This is a genomic window from Streptomyces sp. NPDC045778, from assembly GCF_056431945.1.
Window position 1 is genome coordinate 272,974 of the sequence record NZ_JBWKJZ010000004.1, and the last position, 19,447, is coordinate 292,420.

General features: G+C 66.1%; 31 protein-coding genes. All 31 read right to left on the bottom strand.

The annotated features are described in order from the left end of the window. Nucleotides 1-92 precede the first annotated feature (92 nt). Nucleotides 93-206 carry a 50S ribosomal protein L36 gene (gene rpmJ, locus AC07GB_RS07280; RefSeq protein WP_003948619.1) on the bottom strand — a complete coding sequence of 38 codons (114 nt, stop codon included), beginning with the start codon at nt 204-206 and terminating at the stop codon, nt 93-95. 59 nt (nt 207-265) lie between these two features. Further along, a complete protein-coding gene (gene infA, locus AC07GB_RS07285; protein ID WP_003948620.1) occupies nt 266-487 on the bottom strand; it encodes a translation initiation factor IF-1 in 222 nt (73 codons plus the stop codon). A 186-nt stretch (nt 488-673) separates the two neighbouring features. Next, nucleotides 674-1,510, bottom strand: coding sequence for a type I methionyl aminopeptidase (gene map, locus AC07GB_RS07290; protein WP_478842480.1), 837 nt, complete (start codon nt 1,508-1,510; stop codon nt 674-676). A 150-nt stretch (nt 1,511-1,660) separates the two neighbouring features. Next, the gene (locus AC07GB_RS07295; RefSeq protein ID WP_478842482.1) at nt 1,661-2,317 is read right to left on the bottom strand and encodes an adenylate kinase; all 657 of its coding nucleotides are present in this window, start codon (nt 2,315-2,317) and stop codon (nt 1,661-1,663) included. Then, complete coding sequence (gene secY / locus AC07GB_RS07300; protein WP_478842484.1) at nt 2,317-3,630, bottom strand: preprotein translocase subunit SecY; 1,314 nt, start codon at nt 3,628-3,630, stop codon at nt 2,317-2,319. The genes AC07GB_RS07295 and secY overlap by 1 nt, the downstream gene beginning before the upstream one ends. A 246-nt stretch (nt 3,631-3,876) precedes the next feature. Next, entirely contained in the window at nt 3,877-4,332 is a 456-nt protein-coding gene (rplO, locus tag AC07GB_RS07305; RefSeq protein WP_366789144.1) for a 50S ribosomal protein L15, read from the bottom strand. A gap of 2 nt (nt 4,333-4,334) precedes the next feature. Continuing rightward, nucleotides 4,335-4,517: a 50S ribosomal protein L30 gene (rpmD, locus tag AC07GB_RS07310; protein ID WP_005481207.1), complete on the bottom strand. Its 183-nt coding sequence runs from the start codon at nt 4,515-4,517 to the stop codon at nt 4,335-4,337. A 2-nt stretch (nt 4,518-4,519) separates the two neighbouring features. Beyond that, a complete protein-coding gene (gene rpsE / locus AC07GB_RS07315; protein ID WP_030685449.1) occupies nt 4,520-5,125 on the bottom strand; it encodes a 30S ribosomal protein S5 in 606 nt (201 codons plus the stop codon). Nucleotides 5,126-5,165: 40 nt separating this feature from the next. Continuing rightward, nucleotides 5,166-5,549, bottom strand: coding sequence for a 50S ribosomal protein L18 (rplR, locus tag AC07GB_RS07320; RefSeq protein WP_138961318.1), 384 nt, complete (start codon nt 5,547-5,549; stop codon nt 5,166-5,168). 3 nt (nt 5,550-5,552) lie between these two features. Continuing rightward, complete coding sequence (gene rplF, locus AC07GB_RS07325; protein WP_030685454.1) at nt 5,553-6,092, bottom strand: 50S ribosomal protein L6; 540 nt, start codon at nt 6,090-6,092, stop codon at nt 5,553-5,555. A gap of 24 nt (nt 6,093-6,116) precedes the next feature. Beyond that, nucleotides 6,117-6,515, bottom strand: coding sequence for a 30S ribosomal protein S8 (rpsH, locus tag AC07GB_RS07330; protein WP_018528360.1), 399 nt, complete (start codon nt 6,513-6,515; stop codon nt 6,117-6,119). A 224-nt stretch (nt 6,516-6,739) separates the two neighbouring features. Next, nucleotides 6,740-6,925, bottom strand: coding sequence for a type Z 30S ribosomal protein S14 (locus AC07GB_RS07335; RefSeq protein WP_003956452.1), 186 nt, complete (start codon nt 6,923-6,925; stop codon nt 6,740-6,742). 5 nt (nt 6,926-6,930) lie between these two features. Then, on the bottom strand, nt 6,931-7,488 hold the full coding sequence (rplE, locus tag AC07GB_RS07340; RefSeq protein ID WP_398122113.1) for a 50S ribosomal protein L5: 558 nt from the start codon (nt 7,486-7,488) through the stop codon (nt 6,931-6,933). Then, nucleotides 7,488-7,811, bottom strand: coding sequence for a 50S ribosomal protein L24 (gene rplX, locus AC07GB_RS07345; protein ID WP_030685463.1), 324 nt, complete (start codon nt 7,809-7,811; stop codon nt 7,488-7,490). The genes rplE and rplX overlap by 1 nt, the downstream gene beginning before the upstream one ends. A 2-nt stretch (nt 7,812-7,813) precedes the next feature. Then, entirely contained in the window at nt 7,814-8,182 is a 369-nt protein-coding gene (gene rplN, locus AC07GB_RS07350; protein ID WP_003974257.1) for a 50S ribosomal protein L14, read from the bottom strand. Nucleotides 8,183-8,288: 106 nt separating this feature from the next. After that, a complete protein-coding gene (gene rpsQ / locus AC07GB_RS07355) occupies nt 8,289-8,576 on the bottom strand; it encodes a 30S ribosomal protein S17 (RefSeq protein WP_016434628.1) in 288 nt (95 codons plus the stop codon). Continuing rightward, on the bottom strand, nt 8,576-8,800 hold the full coding sequence (rpmC, locus tag AC07GB_RS07360) for a 50S ribosomal protein L29 (RefSeq protein ID WP_010036720.1): 225 nt from the start codon (nt 8,798-8,800) through the stop codon (nt 8,576-8,578). Before rpmC ends, rpsQ begins: the two co-directional genes overlap by 1 nt. Continuing rightward, entirely contained in the window at nt 8,800-9,219 is a 420-nt protein-coding gene (gene rplP / locus AC07GB_RS07365; protein ID WP_030685469.1) for a 50S ribosomal protein L16, read from the bottom strand. The genes rpmC and rplP overlap by 1 nt, the downstream gene beginning before the upstream one ends. 5 nt (nt 9,220-9,224) lie before the next feature. Then, nucleotides 9,225-10,076, bottom strand: coding sequence for a 30S ribosomal protein S3 (gene rpsC, locus AC07GB_RS07370; RefSeq protein ID WP_478842486.1), 852 nt, complete (start codon nt 10,074-10,076; stop codon nt 9,225-9,227). After that, the gene (gene rplV, locus AC07GB_RS07375) at nt 10,076-10,423 is read right to left on the bottom strand and encodes a 50S ribosomal protein L22 (RefSeq protein WP_030685471.1); all 348 of its coding nucleotides are present in this window, start codon (nt 10,421-10,423) and stop codon (nt 10,076-10,078) included. The genes rpsC and rplV overlap by 1 nt, the downstream gene beginning before the upstream one ends. Nucleotides 10,424-10,465: 42 nt before the next feature. After that, nucleotides 10,466-10,747 carry a 30S ribosomal protein S19 gene (gene rpsS / locus AC07GB_RS07380; RefSeq protein WP_003948639.1) on the bottom strand — a complete coding sequence of 94 codons (282 nt, stop codon included), beginning with the start codon at nt 10,745-10,747 and terminating at the stop codon, nt 10,466-10,468. Nucleotides 10,748-10,759: 12 nt separating this feature from the next. Further along, complete coding sequence (gene rplB / locus AC07GB_RS07385) at nt 10,760-11,596, bottom strand: 50S ribosomal protein L2 (RefSeq protein ID WP_030685474.1); 837 nt, start codon at nt 11,594-11,596, stop codon at nt 10,760-10,762. 38 nt (nt 11,597-11,634) lie between these two features. Then, nucleotides 11,635-12,051: a 50S ribosomal protein L23 gene (rplW, locus tag AC07GB_RS07390; RefSeq protein WP_030685476.1), complete on the bottom strand. Its 417-nt coding sequence runs from the start codon at nt 12,049-12,051 to the stop codon at nt 11,635-11,637. After that, complete coding sequence (rplD, locus tag AC07GB_RS07395) at nt 12,051-12,701, bottom strand: 50S ribosomal protein L4 (RefSeq protein ID WP_478842488.1); 651 nt, start codon at nt 12,699-12,701, stop codon at nt 12,051-12,053. Before rplD ends, rplW begins: the two co-directional genes overlap by 1 nt. An 8-nt stretch (nt 12,702-12,709) precedes the next feature. Beyond that, nucleotides 12,710-13,354: a 50S ribosomal protein L3 gene (rplC, locus tag AC07GB_RS07400; RefSeq protein ID WP_138961312.1), complete on the bottom strand. Its 645-nt coding sequence runs from the start codon at nt 13,352-13,354 to the stop codon at nt 12,710-12,712. A gap of 14 nt (nt 13,355-13,368) precedes the next feature. Beyond that, nucleotides 13,369-13,677 carry a 30S ribosomal protein S10 gene (gene rpsJ, locus AC07GB_RS07405; RefSeq protein WP_003948644.1) on the bottom strand — a complete coding sequence of 103 codons (309 nt, stop codon included), beginning with the start codon at nt 13,675-13,677 and terminating at the stop codon, nt 13,369-13,371. Nucleotides 13,678-14,187: 510 nt separating this feature from the next. After that, nucleotides 14,188-15,381: an elongation factor Tu gene (gene tuf, locus AC07GB_RS07410; RefSeq protein WP_384798749.1), complete on the bottom strand. Its 1,194-nt coding sequence runs from the start codon at nt 15,379-15,381 to the stop codon at nt 14,188-14,190. A gap of 149 nt (nt 15,382-15,530) precedes the next feature. After that, a complete protein-coding gene (gene fusA, locus AC07GB_RS07415) occupies nt 15,531-17,657 on the bottom strand; it encodes an elongation factor G (protein ID WP_478842490.1) in 2,127 nt (708 codons plus the stop codon). A 39-nt stretch (nt 17,658-17,696) separates the two neighbouring features. Next, nucleotides 17,697-18,167 (bottom strand): 30S ribosomal protein S7, encoded by a 471-nt coding sequence (rpsG, locus tag AC07GB_RS07420; protein WP_003974303.1) that lies wholly within the window; start codon nt 18,165-18,167, stop codon nt 17,697-17,699. A 2-nt stretch (nt 18,168-18,169) separates the two neighbouring features. Further along, a complete protein-coding gene (rpsL, locus tag AC07GB_RS07425; protein ID WP_003948652.1) occupies nt 18,170-18,541 on the bottom strand; it encodes a 30S ribosomal protein S12 in 372 nt (123 codons plus the stop codon). A 333-nt stretch (nt 18,542-18,874) separates the two neighbouring features. Beyond that, nucleotides 18,875-19,381 carry a DUF1707 and DUF4190 domain-containing protein gene (locus tag AC07GB_RS07430; RefSeq protein ID WP_478842492.1) on the bottom strand — a complete coding sequence of 169 codons (507 nt, stop codon included), beginning with the start codon at nt 19,379-19,381 and terminating at the stop codon, nt 18,875-18,877. Nucleotides 19,382-19,447: the final 66 nt, after the last annotated feature.

The following is a 19,447-nucleotide window of genomic DNA, read 5'->3' on the forward strand; positions in this document are numbered from 1 at the left end:
CCCTCCATTACCTGATGGACCTGAAGAGGGACGGGCTCTGCGTATGTGCTGTTACGTGCGTCGCGCGAAAATCTGCGAGTGCAGTACGTGCGTCAGCCCTGGCGCTGCTTGTGGCGCGGGTTGTCGCAAATGATCATGACCCGGCCGTGACGGCGGATCACCCTGCACTTGTCGCAGATCTTCTTGACGCTCGGCTTGACCTTCATGGGTGTGAGGTTCTCCGGGTCAGTGCCACCACCCCGCCGGGGCGGGATACAGGCAAGATCTACTTGTACCGGTAGACGATCCGGCCACGCGTCAGGTCGTACGGAGACAACTCCACCACGACCCGGTCGTCAGGGAGGATGCGGATGTAGTGCATGCGCATCTTGCCGCTGATGTGTGCCAGGACCTGGTGGCCGTTCTGGAGCTCGACCTTGAACATGGCGTTCGGCAGAGACTCGACGACAGTGCCCTCGATCTCGATGGCACCTTGCTTCTTGGCCACGCTTCGCCCTTCGAATCGACTACCTTGATCGACTCTTCGCGGAGACGCAGACATGCGAATGCACGAGAGCCGACGCGTCAGTCTACGTCAGTGCACCCGGAAAGACGAATCGAGAAAGAATGCCCGCCCCGGGAGATCCTTAAGCAGTCCCGCGGCAACCCTCACCGCACCTGCCCCCGGCCGGGCTCAGCCCAGCGGATCGGGCGCGGCGGTGACCCCGTACTCGGCGAGCTTCGCCCTGCCGCAGTCGGGGGCCGTCAGGACCAGCGGCCCCTGCTCGGTGAGCGCGACGGAGTGCTCCCAGTGCGAGGACCAGGTGCCGTCCGTGGTGATGACCGTCCAGTCGTCCGACAGGACCTCGGTCTTGGCCGTGCCGAGGGAGACCATCGGCTCGATCGCGAGGCAGAACCCGGGCACCAGCTTGGGCCCGCGCCCGCGCCGCCGCTCCACGTAGTTCAGCAGGTGCGGGTCCATGTGCATCTCGGTGCCGATGCCGTGGCCGCCGTAGTCCTCGATGATCCCGTACTTGCCGGACGCGGGGCGCGGCTGGCGGCGGATGTAGGTCTCGATGGCGCGGGAGACGTCGACGAGCCGGTTGCCCTGCTTCATGGCCGCGATGCCGGCCCACATCGACTCCTCGGTCACCCGGGACAGCTCGACCAGCTCCGGAGCGTGACCGCCGCCCACGAACGCCGTGAACGCGGCGTCACCGTGCCAGCCGTCCACGATCGCGCCCGCGTCGATGGAGATGATGTCGCCGTCCTCCAGGACGACGTCGTCGCTCGGGATGCCGTGCACGACGACCTCGTTCTTCGAGGTGCAGATGGTCGCGGGGAAGCCGCCGTACCCGAGGAAGTTCGACTTGGCGCCGTGCTCGGCGATCACCTTGCGCGCCACGTCGTCCAGGTCCTTGGTGGTCGCGCCGGGCACCGCCGCCGCACGCGTGGCCTGGTGGATGGCGGCGACGACAAGTCCCGCCGCACGCATCTTGGCGATCTGCTCGGGAGTCTTGATCTGCACCATGTCCGGGCCTGAGCCTTTCTGAACCTACGACTACGACGTACGACATTCGAGGAGTACCACCACGATACGGCCGCGGCGGGGACCCTCGCGCTCCGCCCACAGCTGAGCCGCGGCACCCGCCCGGGGTACCGCGGCCCAGTCACATCCGTATCAGGCGTGCTCGCCCTGGAGGGCGGACATCGCGCGCTGCGTGACCTCGTCCACCTTGCCGAGGGCCGAGATCGTGACCACCAGGCCCTGCGCCTTGTAGTGGTCGATGATCGGCTCGGTCTCGCGGTGGTAGACGTCGAGCCGCTTGCGCACGGTCTCTTCCTTGTCGTCGCCGCGCTGGTACAGCTCGCCGCCGCAGACGTCACAGACGTCCTGCTGCTTCGGCGGGCTGTACGTCACGTGGAAGACGTGGCTGGAGTCGTTGCGGCAGATGCGGCGGCCGGCGATGCGCTTGACCACCTCGTCCTCGGGGACCTCCAGGTCGAGGACCGCGTCCAGCTTCTGGCCGTCGGCCTTGAGGGCCTCGTCCAGGGCCTCGGCCTGCGACACGTTGCGCGGGAAGCCGTCGAGCAGGAAGCCGTTCTCCGCGTCGGGCTGCGCCATGCGGTCCTTGGCCATGCCGATGGTCACCTCGTCCGGGACGAGGTTGCCGGCGTCCATGTAGGACTTGGCCAGCTTGCCGAGCTCCGTCTGCTGGCTGATGTTGGCGCGGAAGAGGTCGCCCGTGGAGATGTGCGGGATCGACAGGTTCTTGGCAAGGAACGCGGCCTGCGTTCCCTTGCCGGCACCGGGCGGCCCGACGAGGACGATTCGCATCAGCGGAGGAACCCTTCGTAGTTGCGCTGCTGGAGCTGGCTCTCGATCTGCTTCACGGTCTCCAGGCCCACACCCACGATGATGAGGATGCTCGTTCCACCGAAGGGGAAGTTCTGGTTGGCCTGGAAACCCACCAACGCCATCGTTGGCACGAGAGCGATCAGCCCCAGATACAGCGAGCCCGGCCAGGTGATCCGGTTGAGTACGTAGCTCAGGTACTCAGCGGTCGGTCGGCCAGCCCGGATGCCCGGGATGAAGCCACCATACTTCTTCATGTTGTCCGCGACTTCCTCCGGGTTGAAGGAGATCGCCACGTAGAAGAAGGCGAAGAACACGATCAGGACGAAGTAGGTGACGATGTAAATCGGGTGGTCACCCTTGGTCAGGTTCTGCTCGATCCACGTCTTCCAGCCGGACTGACCGCCCGCGAACTGGGCGACGAGTGCCGGAATGTACAGCAGCGACGAGGCGAAGATCACAGGGATGATGCCCGCCTGGTTGACCTTCAGCGGGATGTACGTCGACGTACCGCCGTAGGACCTGCGGCCGATCATGCGCTTCGCGTACTGCACCGGGATGCGGCGCTGCGCCTGCTCGACGAAGACCACCAGGCCGACCATGAAGAGGCCGACGACGATCACGGTGAAGAACTCGATCCAGCCGTTGGCGAGGTCGCCCGACTTCTTGATGCCCCACAGGGCGGCCGGGAAGGTCGCGGCGATCGAGATGAACATCAGGATCGACATGCCGTTGCCGATGCCGCGGTCGGTGATCAGCTCACCGAGCCACATGACGGCGGCCGTACCGGCGGTCATGGTGATGACCATCGTGATGGTGACGAAGATCGACTGGTCCGGGACGATGTCCGAGGCGACCGAGCAGCCCTGGAAGAGGGTGCCGGTGCGGGCGGTGGCCACCAGGCCGGTGCCCTGGAGGATCGCGAGCGCGATGGTCAGATAGCGCGTGTACTGCGTGATCTTCGCCGTGCCGGCCTGGCCCTCCTTCTTCAGGGCCTCCAGGCGCGGGATCACCACGGTTAGCAGCTGCAGGATGATGCTCGCCGTGATGTACGGCATGATGCCGAGCGCGAAGATCGTGATCTGCAGCAGTGCGCCACCGCTGAACATGTTCACCAGGCCGAACAGGCCCTGGTTGGCGTTCGCCTGGTCAATGCACTTCTGGACATTCGTGTAGTCGACGCCCGGGATCGGGACGTGCGTCCCGAGCCGGTAGATCACGATGATGCCGAGCGTGAAGAGCAGCTTCTTGCGCAGGTCGGGCGTCTTGAACGCCCGGGCGAACGCGGTGAGCACGGTGCCTCCTGCGACCCCCGCGCTACTGCGTCAGAGGTGACGGTGGTGTGTCCGACGGATAAGTACGTGTGTCTAGGTAAAACCCAAGAACCGCCCGGCCGGTCGCGAGGACAGACCGCGCGGAAAGTAACAGTGCACGCCACCTTACCGGCGACCGTGCCCCCCTTGGAACGACCAACCGGGGATGCCCCTTTTGTGGGGCATCCCCGGTCGGGATCGCTCAAGTCATCGAGACGCCTGAGAAATTCAGACGAGCTCGGTGACGGTGCCGCCGGCGGCGGTGATCTTCTCCTTGGCGGAGCCGGAGACGGCGTCGACCGTCACCTGCAGCGCCACGGAGACCTCACCCTGGCCGAGGACCTTGACAAGGCTGTTCTTGCGAACGGCGCCCTTGGCGACCAGGTCGGCCACCGTGACCTCGCCACCCTCGGGGTAGAGGGCGGTGAGCTTGTCCAGGTTGACGACCTGGTACTCGGTCTTGAACGGGTTCTTGAAGCCCTTCAGCTTCGGAAGACGCATGTGGAGGGGCATCTGGCCACCCTCGAAGCGCTCCGGAACCTGGTAGCGGGCCTTCGTGCCCTTGGTACCACGACCGGCCGTCTTACCCTTGGACGCCTCACCACGACCCACACGGGTCTTGGCGGTCTTGGCGCCCGGGGCGGGACGGAGGTTGTGGATCTTGAGCGGGTTGTTCTCCGCCATGATCAGTCGACCTCCTCGACCGTCACGAGGTGGCGGACGGTGTGCACCATGCCGCGGAACTCGGGGCGGTCCTCCTTGACGACCTGCGTGTTGATGCCCTTGAGACCAAGGGAGCGCAGGGTGTCACGGTGGTTCTGCTTGCTGCCGATGTACGACTTCGTCTGCGTGATCTTGAGCTGAGCCATGATTACGCACCCGCTCCCGCACGCGCACGCAGGAGAGCCGCGGGGGCGACGTCCTCGAGCGGCAGACCACGGCGGGCCGCGATCTCCTCGGGACGCTGCAGACCCTTGAGGGCCGCCACGGTCGCGTGCACGATGTTGATCGCGTTGTCGGAGCCCAGGGACTTCGACAGGATGTCGTGAACACCGGCGCACTCGAGCACGGCACGCACGGGACCACCGGCGATTACACCGGTACCCGGCGACGCCGGCTTGAGCAGGACGATGCCCGCGGCCTTCTCACCCTGGATCGGGTGAGGAATGGTGCCGGCGATGCGCGGGACCTTGAAGAAGTGCTTCTTGGCCTCCTCAACGCCCTTGGCGATGGCGGCCGGCACCTCCTTGGCCTTGCCGTAACCGACACCCACGGTGCCGTCACCGTCGCCCACTACGACGAGCGCAGTGAAGCTGAAGCGACGACCACCCTTCACAACCTTGGCGACGCGGTTGATCGCGACAACGCGCTCAACGTACGCGGTCTTCTCGGCGGCAGCTGCGCCGCCGTCACGGCCCTTCCGGTCCCGCCGCTCGCCGCCACCGGCACCGCTGCCGCGGCGCTGGGGTCCAGCCATTGGATTTACCTCTCTCTTTTCCGCTAGCTACGCAGCGAGCTCAGAACTTGAGCCCGGCCTCGCGGGCGGCGTCGGCCAGGGCCGCGATGCGACCCGCGTACCGGTTACCGCCACGGTCGAACACGACAGCCTCGACACCGGCGGCCTTGGCACGCTCGGCGACCAGGGCGCCGACCTTGCCGGCCTGCGCCGACTTGTCGTCCGAGCCACCACGGATGGACGCGTCCAGGGTCGACGCCGACGCCAGGGTGTGACCCTGGATGTCGTCGATGACCTGGGCCACGATGTGGCGGTTGGAGCGCGTCACGACCAGGCGCGGACGCTCAGCCGTACCCGAGATGTGCTTACGGATCCGGATGTGACGACGCTTGATGGCAGCACGCTTGTAAGCGTCGCCCTTAGCAATCTTGACACCGTATGCCATGGCTTACTTACCCGCCTTTCCGACCTTGCGGCGGATGACTTCGCCCTCGTACTTGACGCCCTTGGCCTTGTACGGGTCAGGCTTGCGCAGCTTGCGGATGTTGGCCGCAACCTCGCCGACCTTCTGCTTGTCGATGCCCTCGACCGAGAACTTGGTCGGCGACTCGACCTTGAACGAGATGCCCTCGGGCGCCTCGACCAGGATCGGGTGGCTGTAGCCGAGCGAGAACTCCAGGTTGGAGCCCTTCGCCAGGACGCGGTAACCGACACCGCTGATCTCGAGCTTCTTCACGTAACCCTGGGTCACACCGGTGATCATGTTCGCCACCAGCGTGCGGGACAGGCCGTGCAGGGCCTTGTTCTGACGCTCGTCGTTCGGGCGGGTGACGTTCAGAACGCCGTCCTCACCCTTAGCGATCTCGATCGGCGACACGACGGTGTGGTTCAGGGTGCCCTTGGGACCCTTCACCTGGACCGTCTGGCCGTCGATGGTGACGTCCACGCCGGCGGGAACCGTGATGGGGAGCTTGCCAATACGCGACATAGCTGTTTCCTCCGTTCCCTTCCGCTACCAGACGTAGGCGAGGACTTCCCCACCCACGCCCTTCTTGCCCGCCTGCTGGCCGGTGAGCAGACCGTGCGACGTGGAGATGATGGCCACGCCCAGGCCGCCGAGCACCTTCGGCAGGTTGGTGGACTTCGCGTAAACACGCAGACCAGGCTTCGAGATCCGCTTGATGCCCGCGATGGAGCGCTCACGGTTCGGCCCGAACTTGAGCTCGAGAACGAGGTTCTTGCCGACCTCGGCGTCCTCGACCTTCCAGCCCGTGATGAAACCCTCCTGCTGGAGGATCTCCGCGATGTGCGACTTGATCTTGCTGTGCGGCATCGCCACGGTGTCGTGGTATGCCGAGTTCGCGTTCCGCAGACGCGTAAGCATGTCTGCGATCGGATCAGTCATGGTCATGAATTGGCCTTCGGCCTCTCTCGCCGGGGTTTCCTGTCTGCGCCATCCCTCTCCCCACTCATGGGCGGGACGGGTGCGGCGCGGGGACCTACGGCGTAGTAAGTCGTACGAGGGCGGCAGGGCGCCCAACCACACAAGCCTAAGGCATGCGCGGCCGGGCCCCCACCGACCTCATTGCTTACCGAGAGATCCGGGCAGCCCTACGCCCAAAGGGCAGTAGGTGCTTACCAGGAACTCTTGGTCACGCCCGGCAGCTCGCCACGGTGAGCCATCTCACGAAGGCACACGCGGCACAGGCCGAACTTGCGGTACACGGAGTGCGGACGGCCGCAGCGCTGGCAGCGGGTGTACGCGCGCACACCGAACTTGGGCTTGCGAGCAGCCTTAGCGATCAGAGCCTTCTTCGCCATCTCGCTCACGCCTCCTTGAACGGGAAGCCGAGGTGACGAAGGAGCGCGCGGCCCTCAGCGTCGTTGGTCGCCGTGGTGACCACGGTGATGTCCATACCCCGGACACGGTCGATCTTGTCCTGGTCGATCTCGTGGAACATGACCTGCTCCGTGAGACCGAAGGTGTAGTTGCCACGGCCGTCGAACTGCTTGGGGGACAGACCACGGAAGTCGCGGATACGCGGCAGCGCGAGCGACAGGGTGCGGTCCAGGAACTCCCACATGCGGTCGCCACGGAGCGTGACGTGGGCACCGATCGGCTGACCCTCGCGCAACTTGAACTGCGCGATGGACTTGCGGGCCTTGGTGATGGCCGGCTTCTGACCGGTGATCGTGGTCAGGTCACGGACGGCACCGTCCATGAGCTTGGAGTCACGGGCGGCGTCGCCGACACCCATGTTCACCACGATCTTCACGAGACCGGGGATCTGCATGACGTTCTCGTAGGAGAACTCTTCCTGCAGCTTCGCCTTGATCTCGTCGCGGTACTTCGTCTTGAGACGCGGAGTGGTGGTGGTCGTCATCAGATGTCCTCACCCGTCCGCTTGGCAACGCGGATCTTGTTGCCCTCGTCGTCGAAGCGGTAACCGACGCGCGTGACGACCTTGTTGCCGTCCTTCTCCACGACCAGCTGGACGTTGGAGACGTGGACGGGGGCCTCGGTGGTCACGATGCCGCCGGCCTGCGAGCCGCTGGCGGTCGGGCCGGCCTTCGTGTGCTTCTTGACCCGGTTGACACCCTCGACCAGGACGCGCTCCTCGCGCGGGTAAGCGGCAATGACCTTGCCCTGCTTGCCCTTGTCCTTACCGGTGATGACCTGGACCAGGTCGCCCTTCTTGATCTTCATGCTTACAGCACCTCCGGCGCGAGCGAGATGATCTTCATGAACTTCTTCTCGCGCAGCTCACGGCCCACCGGGCCGAAGATACGGGTGCCGCGAGGGTCGCCGTCGTTCTTCAGAATGACGGCGGCGTTCTCGTCGAAGCGGATGTACGAGCCGTCCGGACGGCGGCGCTCCTTGACGGTGCGAACGATGACCGCCTTGACGACGTCACCCTTCTTCACGTTGCCACCGGGGATTGCGTCCTTGACGGTGGCGACGATGACGTCACCGATGCCCGCGTAGCGGCGACCCGAGCCACCGAGAACACGGATGGTGAGGATTTCCTTCGCACCCGTGTTGTCGGCGACGCGAAGTCGCGACTCCTGCTGGATCACGTCTATCTCCTGTGTGTCTGCCGGTTCCCGGCAGGGGCCTCGCTCTCACGAGTCCGGCCCCTGCCGAGCCTGGCGGAACTGATCCGAGGGGAAACCCCCTCGGAAATTACTTGGCCTTCTCGAGGATCTCGACGACGCGCCAGCGCTTCGTCGCGGACAGCGGCCGGGTCTCCGCGAGGAGGACACGGTCGCCGACGCCCGCGGCGTTCTGCTCGTCGTGCGCCTTGAGCTTGTTCGTACGGCGGATGACCTTGCCGTACAGCGCGTGCTTGACGCGGTCCTCGACGGCGACGACGACGGTCTTGTCCATCTTGTCGCTGACGACCAGACCCTCACGGGTCTTGCGGAAGCCGCGCGCGGCCTTCGTCTCTTCAGTCACGTTGCTCTCGCTCATCAGGCGCTCTCCACCGTCTCGATGCCCAGCTCACGCTCACGCATCAGGGTGTAGATCCGGGCGATGTCCTTACGGACCGCCTTCAGACGGCCGTGGTTCTCGAGCTGGCCCGTCGCCGCCTGGAAGCGGAGGTTGAACAGCTCTTCCTTGGCCTCGCGGAGCTTGTTCAGCAGCTCCTCGTTGCCCAGCTCGCGCAGCTCGGACGCCTTGGTACCGGCCGACATCACGCTTCACCTGCCTCGCGCTTGACGATCCGGCACTTCATCGGCAGCTTGTGGGCCGCACGGGTCAGCGCCTCACGGGCGATCTTCTCGTTGGGGTACGACAGCTCGAACATGACGCGTCCGGGCTTGACGTTGGCGATCCACCACTCCGGCGAACCCTTACCGGAACCCATGCGGGTCTCGGCCGGCTTCTTCGTGAGCGGACGGTCCGGGTAGATGTTGATCCAGACCTTGCCGCCACGCTTGATGTGGCGGGTCATCGCGATACGCGCGGCCTCGATCTGACGGTTGGTGACGTACGCCGGGCCCATGGCCTGGATACCGTACTCACCGAACGCAACCTGCGTGCCACCCTTGCTCATGCCCGAGCGCTTGGGGTGGTGCTGCTTGCGGTGCTTGACCCTACGGGGGATCAGCATGTCGGTCAGGCCTCCGTTCCGGTGCTCTCAGCAGCCGGAGCGGCAGCGGCGGGAGCCTCGGCCTTGGGGGCCTCGGCAGCCTGCTGCTGTCCCTGGGCCGCCTGCTGCTGCGGCTTGCGACCGCGGCCGCCACGCTCGCCACCACGGCCACCGCGGGCCGGGCGGTCGTTGCCACCACGGGCCGGGCGGTTGCCGGCGCGGGCAGCGGCGTTCTCGGCGCGGACCTCGGCGATGTTCTTGACGTCGCCCTTGTAGATCCAGACCTTCACGCCGATGCGGCCGAAGGTCGTCTTGGCCTCGAAGAAGCCGTAGTCCACGTTCGCGCGGAGCGTGTGCAGGGGCACACGGCCCTCGCGGTAGAACTCCGAGCGGGACATCTCGGCGCCGCCGAGACGGCCGCCGCACTGGATCTTGATGCCCTTGGCGCCGGCCTTCATCGCCGACTGCATGCTCTTGCGCATGGCACGGCGGAAGGAGACGCGGGAGGACAGCTGCTCCGCGACGGCCTGGGCCACGAGCTGAGCGTCCGTCTCGGGGTTCTTGACCTCGAGGATGTTCAGCTGGACCTGCTTGCCCGTGAGCTTCTCGAGGTCACCGCGGATGCGGTCGGCCTCGGCGCCACGGCGGCCGATGACGATGCCGGGACGGGCGGTGTGGATGTCCACACGCACGCGGTCACGGGTGCGCTCGATCTCCACCTTCGAGATGCCGGCGCGCTCCATGCCGGACGTCATCATCCGACGGATGGCGACGTCTTCCTTGACGTAGTCCTTGTACAGCTTGTCGGCGTACCAACGCGACTTGAAGTCGGTCGTGACACCGAGCCGGAACCCGTGCGGGTTTACCTTCTGGCCCATTACCGGGTTCCTTCCTTGCTGCTGACGACCACGGTGATGTGGCTGGTCCGCTTACGGATCCGGTAGGCGCGGCCCTGGGCACGCGGACGGAACCGCTTCAGGGTCGGGCCCTCGTCCACGTACGCCTCGCTGATGTACAGCGACGAGGCGTCCGTGTGGTCGTAGTTGTGCGCGGCGTTGGCGATGGCGCTGTCCAGCACCTTGCCGACCGGCACGCTGGCGGCCTGCGGGGCGAAACGCAGGACCGCCTGAGCCTCCGTGGCATCCATGCCACGGATGAGGTCCACCACGCGGCGGGCCTTCATGGGCGTGACGCGGATGTACCGCGCCTGGGCCCTGGCTTCCATGGTTGTCCCTTCGGTGTTAGTCATAGTCGATTCCACCCCGCCTTAGCGGCGCTTCGACTTCCGGTCGTCCTTGACGTGACCCCGGAAGGTGCGCGTCGGCGAGAACTCGCCGAGCTTGTGGCCGACCATCGACTCGGTGACGAACACCGGGATGTGGGTCTTGCCGTTGTGCACCGCGATCGTGTGGCCGAGCATGGCCGGGACGATCATCGAGCGGCGGGACCAGGTCTTGATGACGTTCTTGGTGCCGGCTTCGTTCTGGACATCCACCTTCTTGATCAGGTGGTCGTCGACGAAGGGCCCCTTCTTCAGGCTACGAGGCATCTCAACCCGTCCTTAGCGCTTCTTGTTCGTCTTGCGGCGGCGGACGATGTACTTGTTCGACGCCTTCTTGGGCGAACGAGTACGGCCTTCCTTCTTGCCCCAGGGCGAGACCGGGTGACGACCACCGGAGGTCTTGCCCTCACCACCACCGTGCGGGTGGTCAACCGGGTTCATCACGACACCGCGAACGGTGGGACGGACGCCCAGCCAGCGCTTGCGGCCGGCCTTACCCCAGTTGATGTTCGACTGCTCGGCGTTGCCGACCTCACCGATGGTGGCGCGGCAGCGGACGTCGACCAGCCGGATCTCGCCCGACGGCATGCGCAGGTGGGCCATCGAGCCCTCCTTCGCGAGCAGCTGCACCGAGGCACCCGCGGAGCGGGCGAACTTGGCGCCGCCGCCCGGACGGAGCTCGATCGCGTGGATCGTGGTACCGACCGGGATGTTGCGCAGCGCCAGGTTGTTGCCGGGCTTGATGTCGGCGCCAGGGCCGTTCTCCACCCGGTCACCCTGCGACAGGTTGCGCGGAGCGATGATGTAGCGCTTCTCGCCGTCTGCGTAGTGCAGCAGGGCGATGCGCGCGGTGCGGTTCGGGTCGTACTCGATGTGCGCGACCTTGGCCGGCACGCCGTCCTTGTCGTGACGACGGAAGTCGATCACGCGGTAGGCGCGCTTGTGTCCGCCACCCTGGTGGCGAACGGTCACACGACCGGCGTTGTTACGGCCGCCCTTGCTGTGCAGCGGGCGGACCAGCGACTTCTCCGGCGTGGACCGCGTGACCTCGACGAAGTCGGCGACGGAGGAGCCACGGCGGCCCGGCGTCGTCGGCTTGTACTTGCGGATTCCCATTTCTCAGTCCTCGTCCGATATTCGGACCAGGGTCTCCGTTAGGAGGCCTGGCCGAAGATGTCGATACGGTCGCCCTCAGCGAGGGTCACGATCGCGCGCTTGGAGTCGGCACGCTTGCCGAAGCCCGTACGAGTGCGCTTGCGCTTGCCCTGGCGGTTGAGCGTGTTGACGCCGGTGACCTTGACCGAGAAGACCGCCTCGACGGCCTGCTTGATCTGGGTCTTGTTGGCGCCGGGCGCGACGACGAAGGTGTACTTGCCCTCGTCGAGCAGCGCGTAGCTCTTCTCGGAGACGACCGGCTTGAGGAGCACGTCACGGGGGTCCGTGAAGCTCTTGCTCAGCGGCGTCTCGACGGTGTTCTTGCCCTCGGTGGCGTGACGCTTCGCCTTGGCGACGCGCGCGGCCTTGGCGGCCTTGGCGGCCTTCGAGGCGATAGCGGGGTGACGGATAGCCATCAGGCCTCGCTCCCTTCGGTGTCAGCGGCCTTGGGGCCAGACACGAAGGACTCGAAAGCGGCCTGGGTGAAGACCACGTCGTCCGAGACGAGAACGTCGTACGTGTTCAGCTGGCCCGGCTCCAGGATGTGGACCTGGGGCAGGTTGCGGGCGGACAGCACGGCCTTGTCGTTCTCACGCTCGACGACCAGGAGCACGTTCTTGCGCTCGCTGATCTTGCCGAGGAGAGCCTTGACGGCCTTCGTCGAGATGTCGCCCTCGACCACGTCGGAGACGACGTGGATGCGGCTGTTGCGGGCCCGGTCGGTGAGGGCACCGCGCAGGGCGGCGGCCTTCATCTTCTTCGGGGTCCGCTGCGAGTAGTCACGCGGCACGGGACCGTGCACGACGCCACCACCGGCGAACTGCGGCGCGCGGGTCGAACCCTGGCGGGCGCGGCCGGTGCCCTTCTGGCGGTACGGCTTCTTGCCACCGCCACGGACCTCGCCGCGGGTCTTGGTCTTGTGCGTGCCCTGGCGGGCAGCGGCCAGCTGCGCGACGACGACCTGGTGGATCAGCGGAATGCTGACCTTCGCGTCGAAGATCTCCGCGGGGAGCTCGACGGTACCGGCCTTGTCGCCTGCCGGCGAAAGGATGTCAACAGTGCTCATCGGTTACCTCAGGCCCCCTTGGCCGCGGTGCGGACCAGGACGAGGCCGCCGTTCGGACCGGGAACCGCGCCCTTGATGAGCAGCAGACCCTTCTCCGCGTCAACGGCGTGGACGGTCAGGTTCTGGGTGGTGACCCGCTCGTTGCCCATGCGGCCCGCCATGCGGAGGCCCTTGAACACGCGGCCCGGGGTGGCGCAGCCACCGATGGAACCGGGCGAGCGGTGCTTGCGCTGGGTGCCGTGGCTGGAGCCGAGGCCACCGAAGTTGTGGCGCTTCATGACACCGGCGAAGCCCTTGCCCTTGCTCTTGCCGGTCACGTCGACCTTGACGCCCGACTCGAAGGTCTCGGCGGTCAGCTCCTGGCCGAGGGTGTACTCGGACGCGTCCGAGGTACGGATCTCGACGAGGTGGCGGCGCGGGGTCACGTCGGCCTTGGCGAAGTGGCCCTTGAGGGGCTTGTTCACCTTGCGCGGGTCGATCTCGCCGAAGGCGATCTGGACCGACTCGTAGCCGTCGCTGTCATTCGTACGGACCTGGGTAACAACGCAGGGCCCGGCCTTGACCACGGTCACGGGGACGACACGGTTGTTCTCGTCCCAGACCTGGGTCATGCCGAGCTTCTCGCCCAGGATGCCCTTGATCTGCTTGGTCATCTCTTCCGTGCCTCTCAGAGCTTGATCTCGATGTCGACGCCGGCCGGAAGGTCCAGGCGCATCAGCGAGTCAACGGTCTTGGGCGTCGGGTCGAGGATGTCGATCAGGCGCTTGTGCGTGCGCATCTCGAAGTGCTCGCGCGAGTCCTTGTACTTGTGCGGCGACTTGATGACGCAGTACACGTTCTTCTCAGTGGGCAGCGGCACCGGGCCCGCGACCGACGCACCAGTACGCGTCACCGTCTCGACGATCTTCTTCGCCGAGGAGTCGATGACCTCGTGGTCGTAGGCCTTGAGCCGGATGCGGATCTTCTGTCCCGCCATGGCTACTTAGTAGTCCTTTGTCTCGAACGCTCTGGCTCCCGGGAGGCCCTGTTTTCTACCTCCTCCGACCCACGCGGTCGGGCGTGTCGCAGTCCCGCTCACACAGATCTCCCGAAGGATTTCCCTGCTAGGGGCTGCGGCCCTGGATGACCGCTGGTCCGGGGGAAGAAACCCACCGGGCGCCTGGCCGAGCCACCGCGCCGCACTTCCCGAAAGATTCCCGTACGTCCGCCACAGCGCTGCCTTACGGCAGATGGGGCGACGAGTACTGTGGGACTCGCTTTCAGTCCTCCCGGCGGGAGGCGCACAGCATCGGCACTCAACCGAGCAACCTGAACAGTGTGCCACACCTGGGACGACGAAGGCCAATCGAGCCGCTTGTCAAGCGGCACGGCCGGGCCCACTCCCCCTCCGGACGACAAAAGGCCCCACCCGCCGTAAGGCGGATGGGGCCTCTCGCTGCGCTCAGTTCAGAGCAGCCGGGTCGCCCCGACCAGCAAGCAAGAAGACTTACTTGTTGATCTTGGTGACCTGGCCGGCGCCGACGGTCCGGCCACCCTCACGGATGGCGAACTTCAGGCCCTCCTCCATGGCGACGGGCTGGATGAGCTCCACCTTCATCTCGGTGTTGTCACCCGGCATGACCATCTCGGTGCCCTCGGGGAGGGTCACGACGCCGGTCACGTCCGTCGTACGGAAGTAGAACTGCGGGCGGTAGTTGTTGAAGAACGGGGTGTGACGGCCACCCTCGTCCTTCGACAGGATGTACGCCTGCGCCTCGAACTCGGTGTGCGGCGTGACCGAGCCCGGCTTGATGATGACCTGGCCGCGCTCGACGTCCTCGCGCTTGATGCCGCGGAGCAGCAGACCGACGTTCTCACCGGCCTGGCCCTCGTCGAGCAGCTTGCGGAACATCTCGATGCCGGTGACCGTGGTGGTGGTCTTCTCCTGCTTGATGCCGATGATGTCAACGGTCTCGTTGACCTTCAGGACACCACGCTCGATACGACCGGTGACGACGGTGCCACGACCGGTGATCGTGAAGACGTCCTCGATCGGCATCAGGAACGGCTTGTCGACGTCACGCTCGGGCTGCGGGATGGCCTCGTCGACGGCCTTCATCAGGTCGAGGACGGACTTGCCCCACTCGGCGTCGCCCTCGAGCGCCTTGAGCGCCGAGACCTTGACGACCGGGACGTCGTCGCCCGGGAACTCGTACTCGGAGAGCAGCTCACGGACCTCGAGCTCGACGAGCTCCAGGATCTCCTCGTCGTCCACCATGTCGGCCTTGTTCAGGGCGACGACGATGTACGGAACGCCGACCTGGCGGGCCAGGAGCACGTGCTCCTTGGTCTGCGGCATCGGGCCGTCGGTGGCGGCGACCACGAGGATGGCGCCGTCCATCTGCGCGGCACCCGTGATCATGTTCTTGATGTAGTCCGCGTGACCGGGGCAGTCGACGTGGGCGTAGTGACGCGTCTCCGTCTGGTACTCGACGTGCGCGATGGAGATGGTGATACCGCGCTGGCGCTCCTCGGGAGCCTTGTCGATCTGGTCGAAGGCCGAGGCCTCGTTCAGGTCGGGGTACGCGTCGTGCAGCACCTTGGTAATGGCGGCCGTGAGGGTCGTCTTACCGTGGTCAATGTGACCGATGGTGCCGATGTTGACGTGCGGCTTAGTCCGCTCGAACTTCGCCTTCGCCACTGGGGTCCTCCTGTGGAGTGGTTCTGTACGCCTTACTTCATCGGCGCCAGGTGATCTTTGCTGGGGTGCCGACCGCCGGGGCATTCCTCACGGATCGCGGGGTTTGCCCCGGCCGACGGTGTCAAGCCTAAAGCGTGTGCTCGGGTGAGCTACTCGCCCTTGGCCTTCGCGATGATCTCCTCGGCGACGTTCCGCGGAACCTCGGCGTAGGAGTCGAACTGCATCGAGTAGCTTGCGCGACCCGACGTCTTGCTGCGGAGGTCTCCGACGTAGCCGAACATCTCCGACAGCGGGACCAGGCCCTTGACGACCCGGGCGCCACTGCGCTCCTCCATGGCCTGGATCTGGCCACGGCGGGAGTTGATGTCGCCGATGACGTCGCCCATGTAGTCCTCGGGCGTGGTGACCTCGACGGCCATCATCGGCTCGAGCAGCACGGGCTTGGCCTGCCGCGCGGCCTCCTTGAAGGCCTGCGAACCGGCGATCTTGAAGGCCAGCTCGGAGGAGTCGACCTCGTGGTAGGCACCGTCGAGCAGCGTGACGCGGACGCCCGTCATCTCGTAGCCCGCCAGGATGCCGAACTGCATGGCCTCCTGCGCACCCGCGTCCACCGACGGGATGTACTCCCGCGGGATGCGGCCACCGGTGACCTTGTTCACGAACTCGTACGACGCGTCGCCGTCGACGATGGGCTCGATCGCGATCTGCACCTTGGCGAACTGACCGGTACCACCGGTCTGCTTCTTGTGGGTGTAGTCCACGCGCTCGACGGCCCGGCGGATCGTCTCGCGGTACGCGACCTGCGGCTTGCCGACGTTCGCCTCGACGCGGAACTCGCGCTTCATGCGGTCGACGAGCACCTCGAGGTGAAGCTCGCCCATACCACCGATGATGGTCTGGCCGGTCTCCTCGTCCGAGTGGACCTGGAAGGAGGGGTCCTCCTCCGAGAGGCGCTGGATGGCGACACCCAGCTTCTCCTGGTCGCCCTTGGACTTCGGCTCGATGGCGACCTGGATGACCGGCGCCGGGAAGTCCATGGACTCCAGGATCACCGGGGCCTTGTCGTCACAGAGCGTCTCACCCGTGGTGGTCTGCTTCAGACCCATGACGGCGACGATGTCACCGGCGCCCACCGACTCGATCTCCTCACGCTTGTTCGCGTGCATGCGGTAGATCTTGCCGATGCGCTCCTTCTTGCCCTTGACGGAGTTCAGCACGGCGGTGCCGGAGTCAAGGCGACCGGAGTAGATCCGGACGAAGGTGAGCTTGCCGAGGTGCGGGTCGCTCGCGATCTTGAACGCGAGGGCCGCGAGCGGCTCGTCGTCGGACGGCTTGCGCTTGACGATCTCCTCCGGGTCCTTGGTGCCGTGGCCCTCGATGGCCTCGACGTCCAGGGGGGAGGGGAGGTAGCGCACGACCGCGTCGAGCAGGGGCTGGACGCCCTTGTTCTTGAACGCGGTGCCGCAGAACACGGGGGTGACGGTGGTGTCGCCGCCCTTGCCGGAGGCGATGGTGATGCGACGGATCGCCGCGTACAGCTGCTCCTCGGTGGGCTCCTGGCCCTCGAGGTACAGCTCCATCATCTGCTCGTCGTTCTCGGCGACGGCCTCGAGGAGCTTGCCGCGCCACTCGTCGGCGGCCTCGGTGTGCGTGGCCGGGATGTCGACGACGTCGTAGGCCTCGCCCATCTTGGTCTCGGCGGACCAGACGAAGGCCTTCATCGTGACGAGGTCGACGACGCCCTTGAAGTCAGCCTCCGCGCCGATGGGCAGCTGCATGACGATCGGGGTCGCACCGAGGCGGTCGACGATCATGTCGACGCAGCGGTGGAACTCGGCACCCGTGCGGTCGAGCTTGTTGACGAAGCAGATGCGCGGGACGCCGTAGCGGTCCGCCTGACGCCACACGGTCTCGGACTGGGGCTCGACACCGGCGACGCCGTCGAACACCGTCACGGCACCGTCGAGCACGCGCAGCGAGCGCTCCACCTCGACGGTGAAGTCGACGTGGCCCGGGGTGTCGATGATGTTGATCGTGTGATCGACGTCGTTCAGCGGCCAGTGACAGGTGGTGGCGGCAGAGGTGATCGTGATGCCACGCTCCTGCTCCTGCTCCATCCAGTCCATCGTGGCGGCACCGTCGTGGACCTCACCGATCTTGTACGAGACACCGGTGTAGAACAGGATCCGCTCGGTGGTCGTCGTCTTGCCCGCGTCGATGTGAGCCATGATGCCGATGTTGCGCACCTTGGCCAGGTCAAGTGAAGTGGTAGCCATATCGGCTCAGTCTTCTCTCGGTCTCGATGGGGGTAGCGACTACCAGCGGTAGTGCGCGAAGGCCTTGTTGGACTCGGCCATCTTGTGGGTGTCCTCGCGCTTCTTCACAGCGGCACCGAGGCCGTTGGAGGCGTCGAGGAGCTCGTTGAGCAGACGCTCGGTCATGGTCTTCTCGCGACGGGCGCGGGAGTAGCCCACCAGCCAGCGCAGGGCCAGCGTGTTGGCGCGACCGGGCTTGACCTCGATCGGCACCTGGTAGGTCGCACCACCGACGCGGCGGGACTTGACCTCGAGGGTCGGCTTGATGTTCTCGAGCGCGCGCTTCAGCGTGATGACCGGGTCGTTGCCCGTCTTCTCACGCAGACCCTCCATGGCGCCGTACACGATGCGCTCGGCGGTGGAGCGCTTGCCGTTCAGCAGCACCTTGTTGATGAGGGAGGTCACCAGAGGAGAGCCGTAGACCGGGTCAATGATGACCGGGCGCTTCGGGGCGGGGCCCTTACGAGGCATTCTTACTTCTCCTTCTTGGCGCCGTAGCGGCTGCGGGCCTGCTTGCGGTTCTTGACACCCTGGGTGTCAAGCGAACCGCGGATGATCTTGTAACGAACACCGGGCAGGTCCTTCACACGGCCGCCGCGCACGAGCACGATGGAGTGCTCCTGCAGGTTGTGTCCCTCACCCGGGATGTAGGCCGTGACTTCGATACCGGAGGTCAGACGCACACGCGCGACCTTCCGCAGAGCGGAGTTCGGCTTCTTCGGGGTGGTCGTGAACACACGCGTGCAGACGCCACGACGCTGGGGCGAACCCTCGAGTGCGGGCGTCTTGTTCTTCTCGACCTTGTCCTGCCGGCCCTTCCGGACCAGCTGCTGGATCGTAGGCACTACTTCTCCGGTTTCTGTGTGCCGAGTAGTAAAGCTAACCTGGAACGTTGCCGACCCACGCGGTCGGGTGTGTCGAATGCTGCAGACCCCCGCCAGAGGCGAGAAGGGCGCAGATTGCGGTGGCCGGATCAGACTCACGATGCGGTTGAAGACACGCGCGCGAGCCCAGGCACACCCCAGGCACAAGGTCTGAGCGTACCTACCTCATTGGCTGCGGTCAAAACAAATACCCCGCACCCCGGACACGCCAGGCGCCTCGGGCGCCGTGAGCCGGGTTATCGGCCTTCGGCCTCGTCCTCAAGCGCCGGACGGGCTGAAACGTGCCCCGCGGGTTCAGTTCGCTGCCGACACCACCAGGAGCAGGATCAGCGTCCAGCCCACGATGGACAACCAACCGAGGGCCAGGCCCGCGACCGCCTGGCCGTCGCCGCTCTCGTGGGTGCGGCGGATCTCGGAGCGGGCGATGTGGCCGAGCACCACGGCGGGCACCCCCGTGGCCCCGAACGTGAAAAACGTCGCGATCCCGCAGATCATGGCGGCGGTGGCCTTGCCGTTCACGGGCGGCGCCGCCCTGAAGGTGTGCGGCACCGCGGGCGGGCCCTGGTGGAAGCCTGCGGGGCCCTGAGGCAGGTCGGCGACGAGGAGGCTCAGCTCCCCCACCGTACGGGCCTGGTACGCCCGCTCCACGCGGCGCTCGTACTCGCCCTGCTGGAGGCGGCCCTCGGCGAAGCCCGCGCGCAGCACGTCCACCGCGCGCTCCCGGTCGGAGTGGCCCGCCAGCATCGACGGCTGCCCCTGCTGTCCCGGCCACGGCGCCGGCTGCCACGACGGATTCGTCACGAGACGCACACTCCCCCACACGACGTGTGCCCTCCATCATGCGACAAAGCGCCGCAGGGCGGCCAC

What these genes read in the sequence shown, in the direction of transcription:
- rpmJ (WP_003948619.1), bottom strand. Translation starts at nt 206, where the DNA reads ATGAAGGTCAAGCCGAGCGTCAAGAAGATCTGCGACAAGTGCAGGGTG.
- map (WP_478842480.1), bottom strand. Translation starts at nt 1,510, where the DNA reads ATGGTGCAGATCAAGACTCCCGAGCAGATCGCCAAGATGCGTGCGGCG.
- AC07GB_RS07295 (WP_478842482.1), bottom strand. Translation starts at nt 2,317, where the DNA reads ATGCGAATCGTCCTCGTCGGGCCGCCCGGTGCCGGCAAGGGAACGCAG.
- rplO (WP_366789144.1), bottom strand. Translation starts at nt 4,332, where the DNA reads ATGGCGGAGAACAACCCGCTCAAGATCCACAACCTCCGTCCCGCCCCG.
- rpmD (WP_005481207.1), bottom strand. Translation starts at nt 4,517, where the DNA reads ATGGCTCAGCTCAAGATCACGCAGACGAAGTCGTACATCGGCAGCAAG.
- rpsE (WP_030685449.1), bottom strand. Translation starts at nt 5,125, where the DNA reads ATGGCTGGACCCCAGCGCCGCGGCAGCGGTGCCGGTGGCGGCGAGCGG.
- rplR (WP_138961318.1), bottom strand. Translation starts at nt 5,549, where the DNA reads ATGGCATACGGTGTCAAGATTGCTAAGGGCGACGCTTACAAGCGTGCT.
- rplF (WP_030685454.1), bottom strand. Translation starts at nt 6,092, where the DNA reads ATGTCGCGTATTGGCAAGCTCCCCATCACGGTTCCCGCCGGCGTGGAC.
- rpsH (WP_018528360.1), bottom strand. Translation starts at nt 6,515, where the DNA reads ATGACCATGACTGATCCGATCGCAGACATGCTTACGCGTCTGCGGAAC.
- AC07GB_RS07335 (WP_003956452.1), bottom strand. Translation starts at nt 6,925, where the DNA reads ATGGCGAAGAAGGCTCTGATCGCTAAGGCTGCTCGCAAGCCCAAGTTC.
- rplE (WP_398122113.1), bottom strand. Translation starts at nt 7,488, where the DNA reads ATGACGACCACCACCACTCCGCGTCTCAAGACGAAGTACCGCGACGAG.
- rplX (WP_030685463.1), bottom strand. Translation starts at nt 7,811, where the DNA reads ATGAAGATCAAGAAGGGCGACCTGGTCCAGGTCATCACCGGTAAGGAC.
- rpsQ (WP_016434628.1), bottom strand. Translation starts at nt 8,576, where the DNA reads ATGAGCGAGAGCAACGTGACTGAAGAGACGAAGGCCGCGCGCGGCTTC.
- rpmC (WP_010036720.1), bottom strand. Translation starts at nt 8,800, where the DNA reads ATGTCGGCCGGTACCAAGGCGTCCGAGCTGCGCGAGCTGGGCAACGAG.
- rplP (WP_030685469.1), bottom strand. Translation starts at nt 9,219, where the DNA reads ATGCTGATCCCCCGTAGGGTCAAGCACCGCAAGCAGCACCACCCCAAG.
- rpsC (WP_478842486.1), bottom strand. Translation starts at nt 10,076, where the DNA reads ATGGGCCAGAAGGTAAACCCGCACGGGTTCCGGCTCGGTGTCACGACC.
- rplV (WP_030685471.1), bottom strand. Translation starts at nt 10,423, where the DNA reads ATGGAAGCCAGGGCCCAGGCGCGGTACATCCGCGTCACGCCCATGAAG.
- rpsS (WP_003948639.1), bottom strand. Translation starts at nt 10,747, where the DNA reads ATGCCTCGTAGCCTGAAGAAGGGGCCCTTCGTCGACGACCACCTGATC.
- rplB (WP_030685474.1), bottom strand. Translation starts at nt 11,596, where the DNA reads ATGGGAATCCGCAAGTACAAGCCGACGACGCCGGGCCGCCGTGGCTCC.
- rplW (WP_030685476.1), bottom strand. Translation starts at nt 12,051, where the DNA reads ATGGCTATCCGTCACCCCGCTATCGCCTCGAAGGCCGCCAAGGCCGCC.
- rplD (WP_478842488.1), bottom strand. Translation starts at nt 12,701, where the DNA reads ATGAGCACTGTTGACATCCTTTCGCCGGCAGGCGACAAGGCCGGTACC.
- rplC (WP_138961312.1), bottom strand. Translation starts at nt 13,354, where the DNA reads ATGACCAAGCAGATCAAGGGCATCCTGGGCGAGAAGCTCGGCATGACC.
- rpsJ (WP_003948644.1), bottom strand. Translation starts at nt 13,677, where the DNA reads ATGGCGGGACAGAAGATCCGCATCCGGCTCAAGGCCTACGACCACGAG.
- fusA (WP_478842490.1), bottom strand. Translation starts at nt 17,657, where the DNA reads ATGGCTACCACTTCACTTGACCTGGCCAAGGTGCGCAACATCGGCATC.
- rpsG (WP_003974303.1), bottom strand. Translation starts at nt 18,167, where the DNA reads ATGCCTCGTAAGGGCCCCGCCCCGAAGCGCCCGGTCATCATTGACCCG.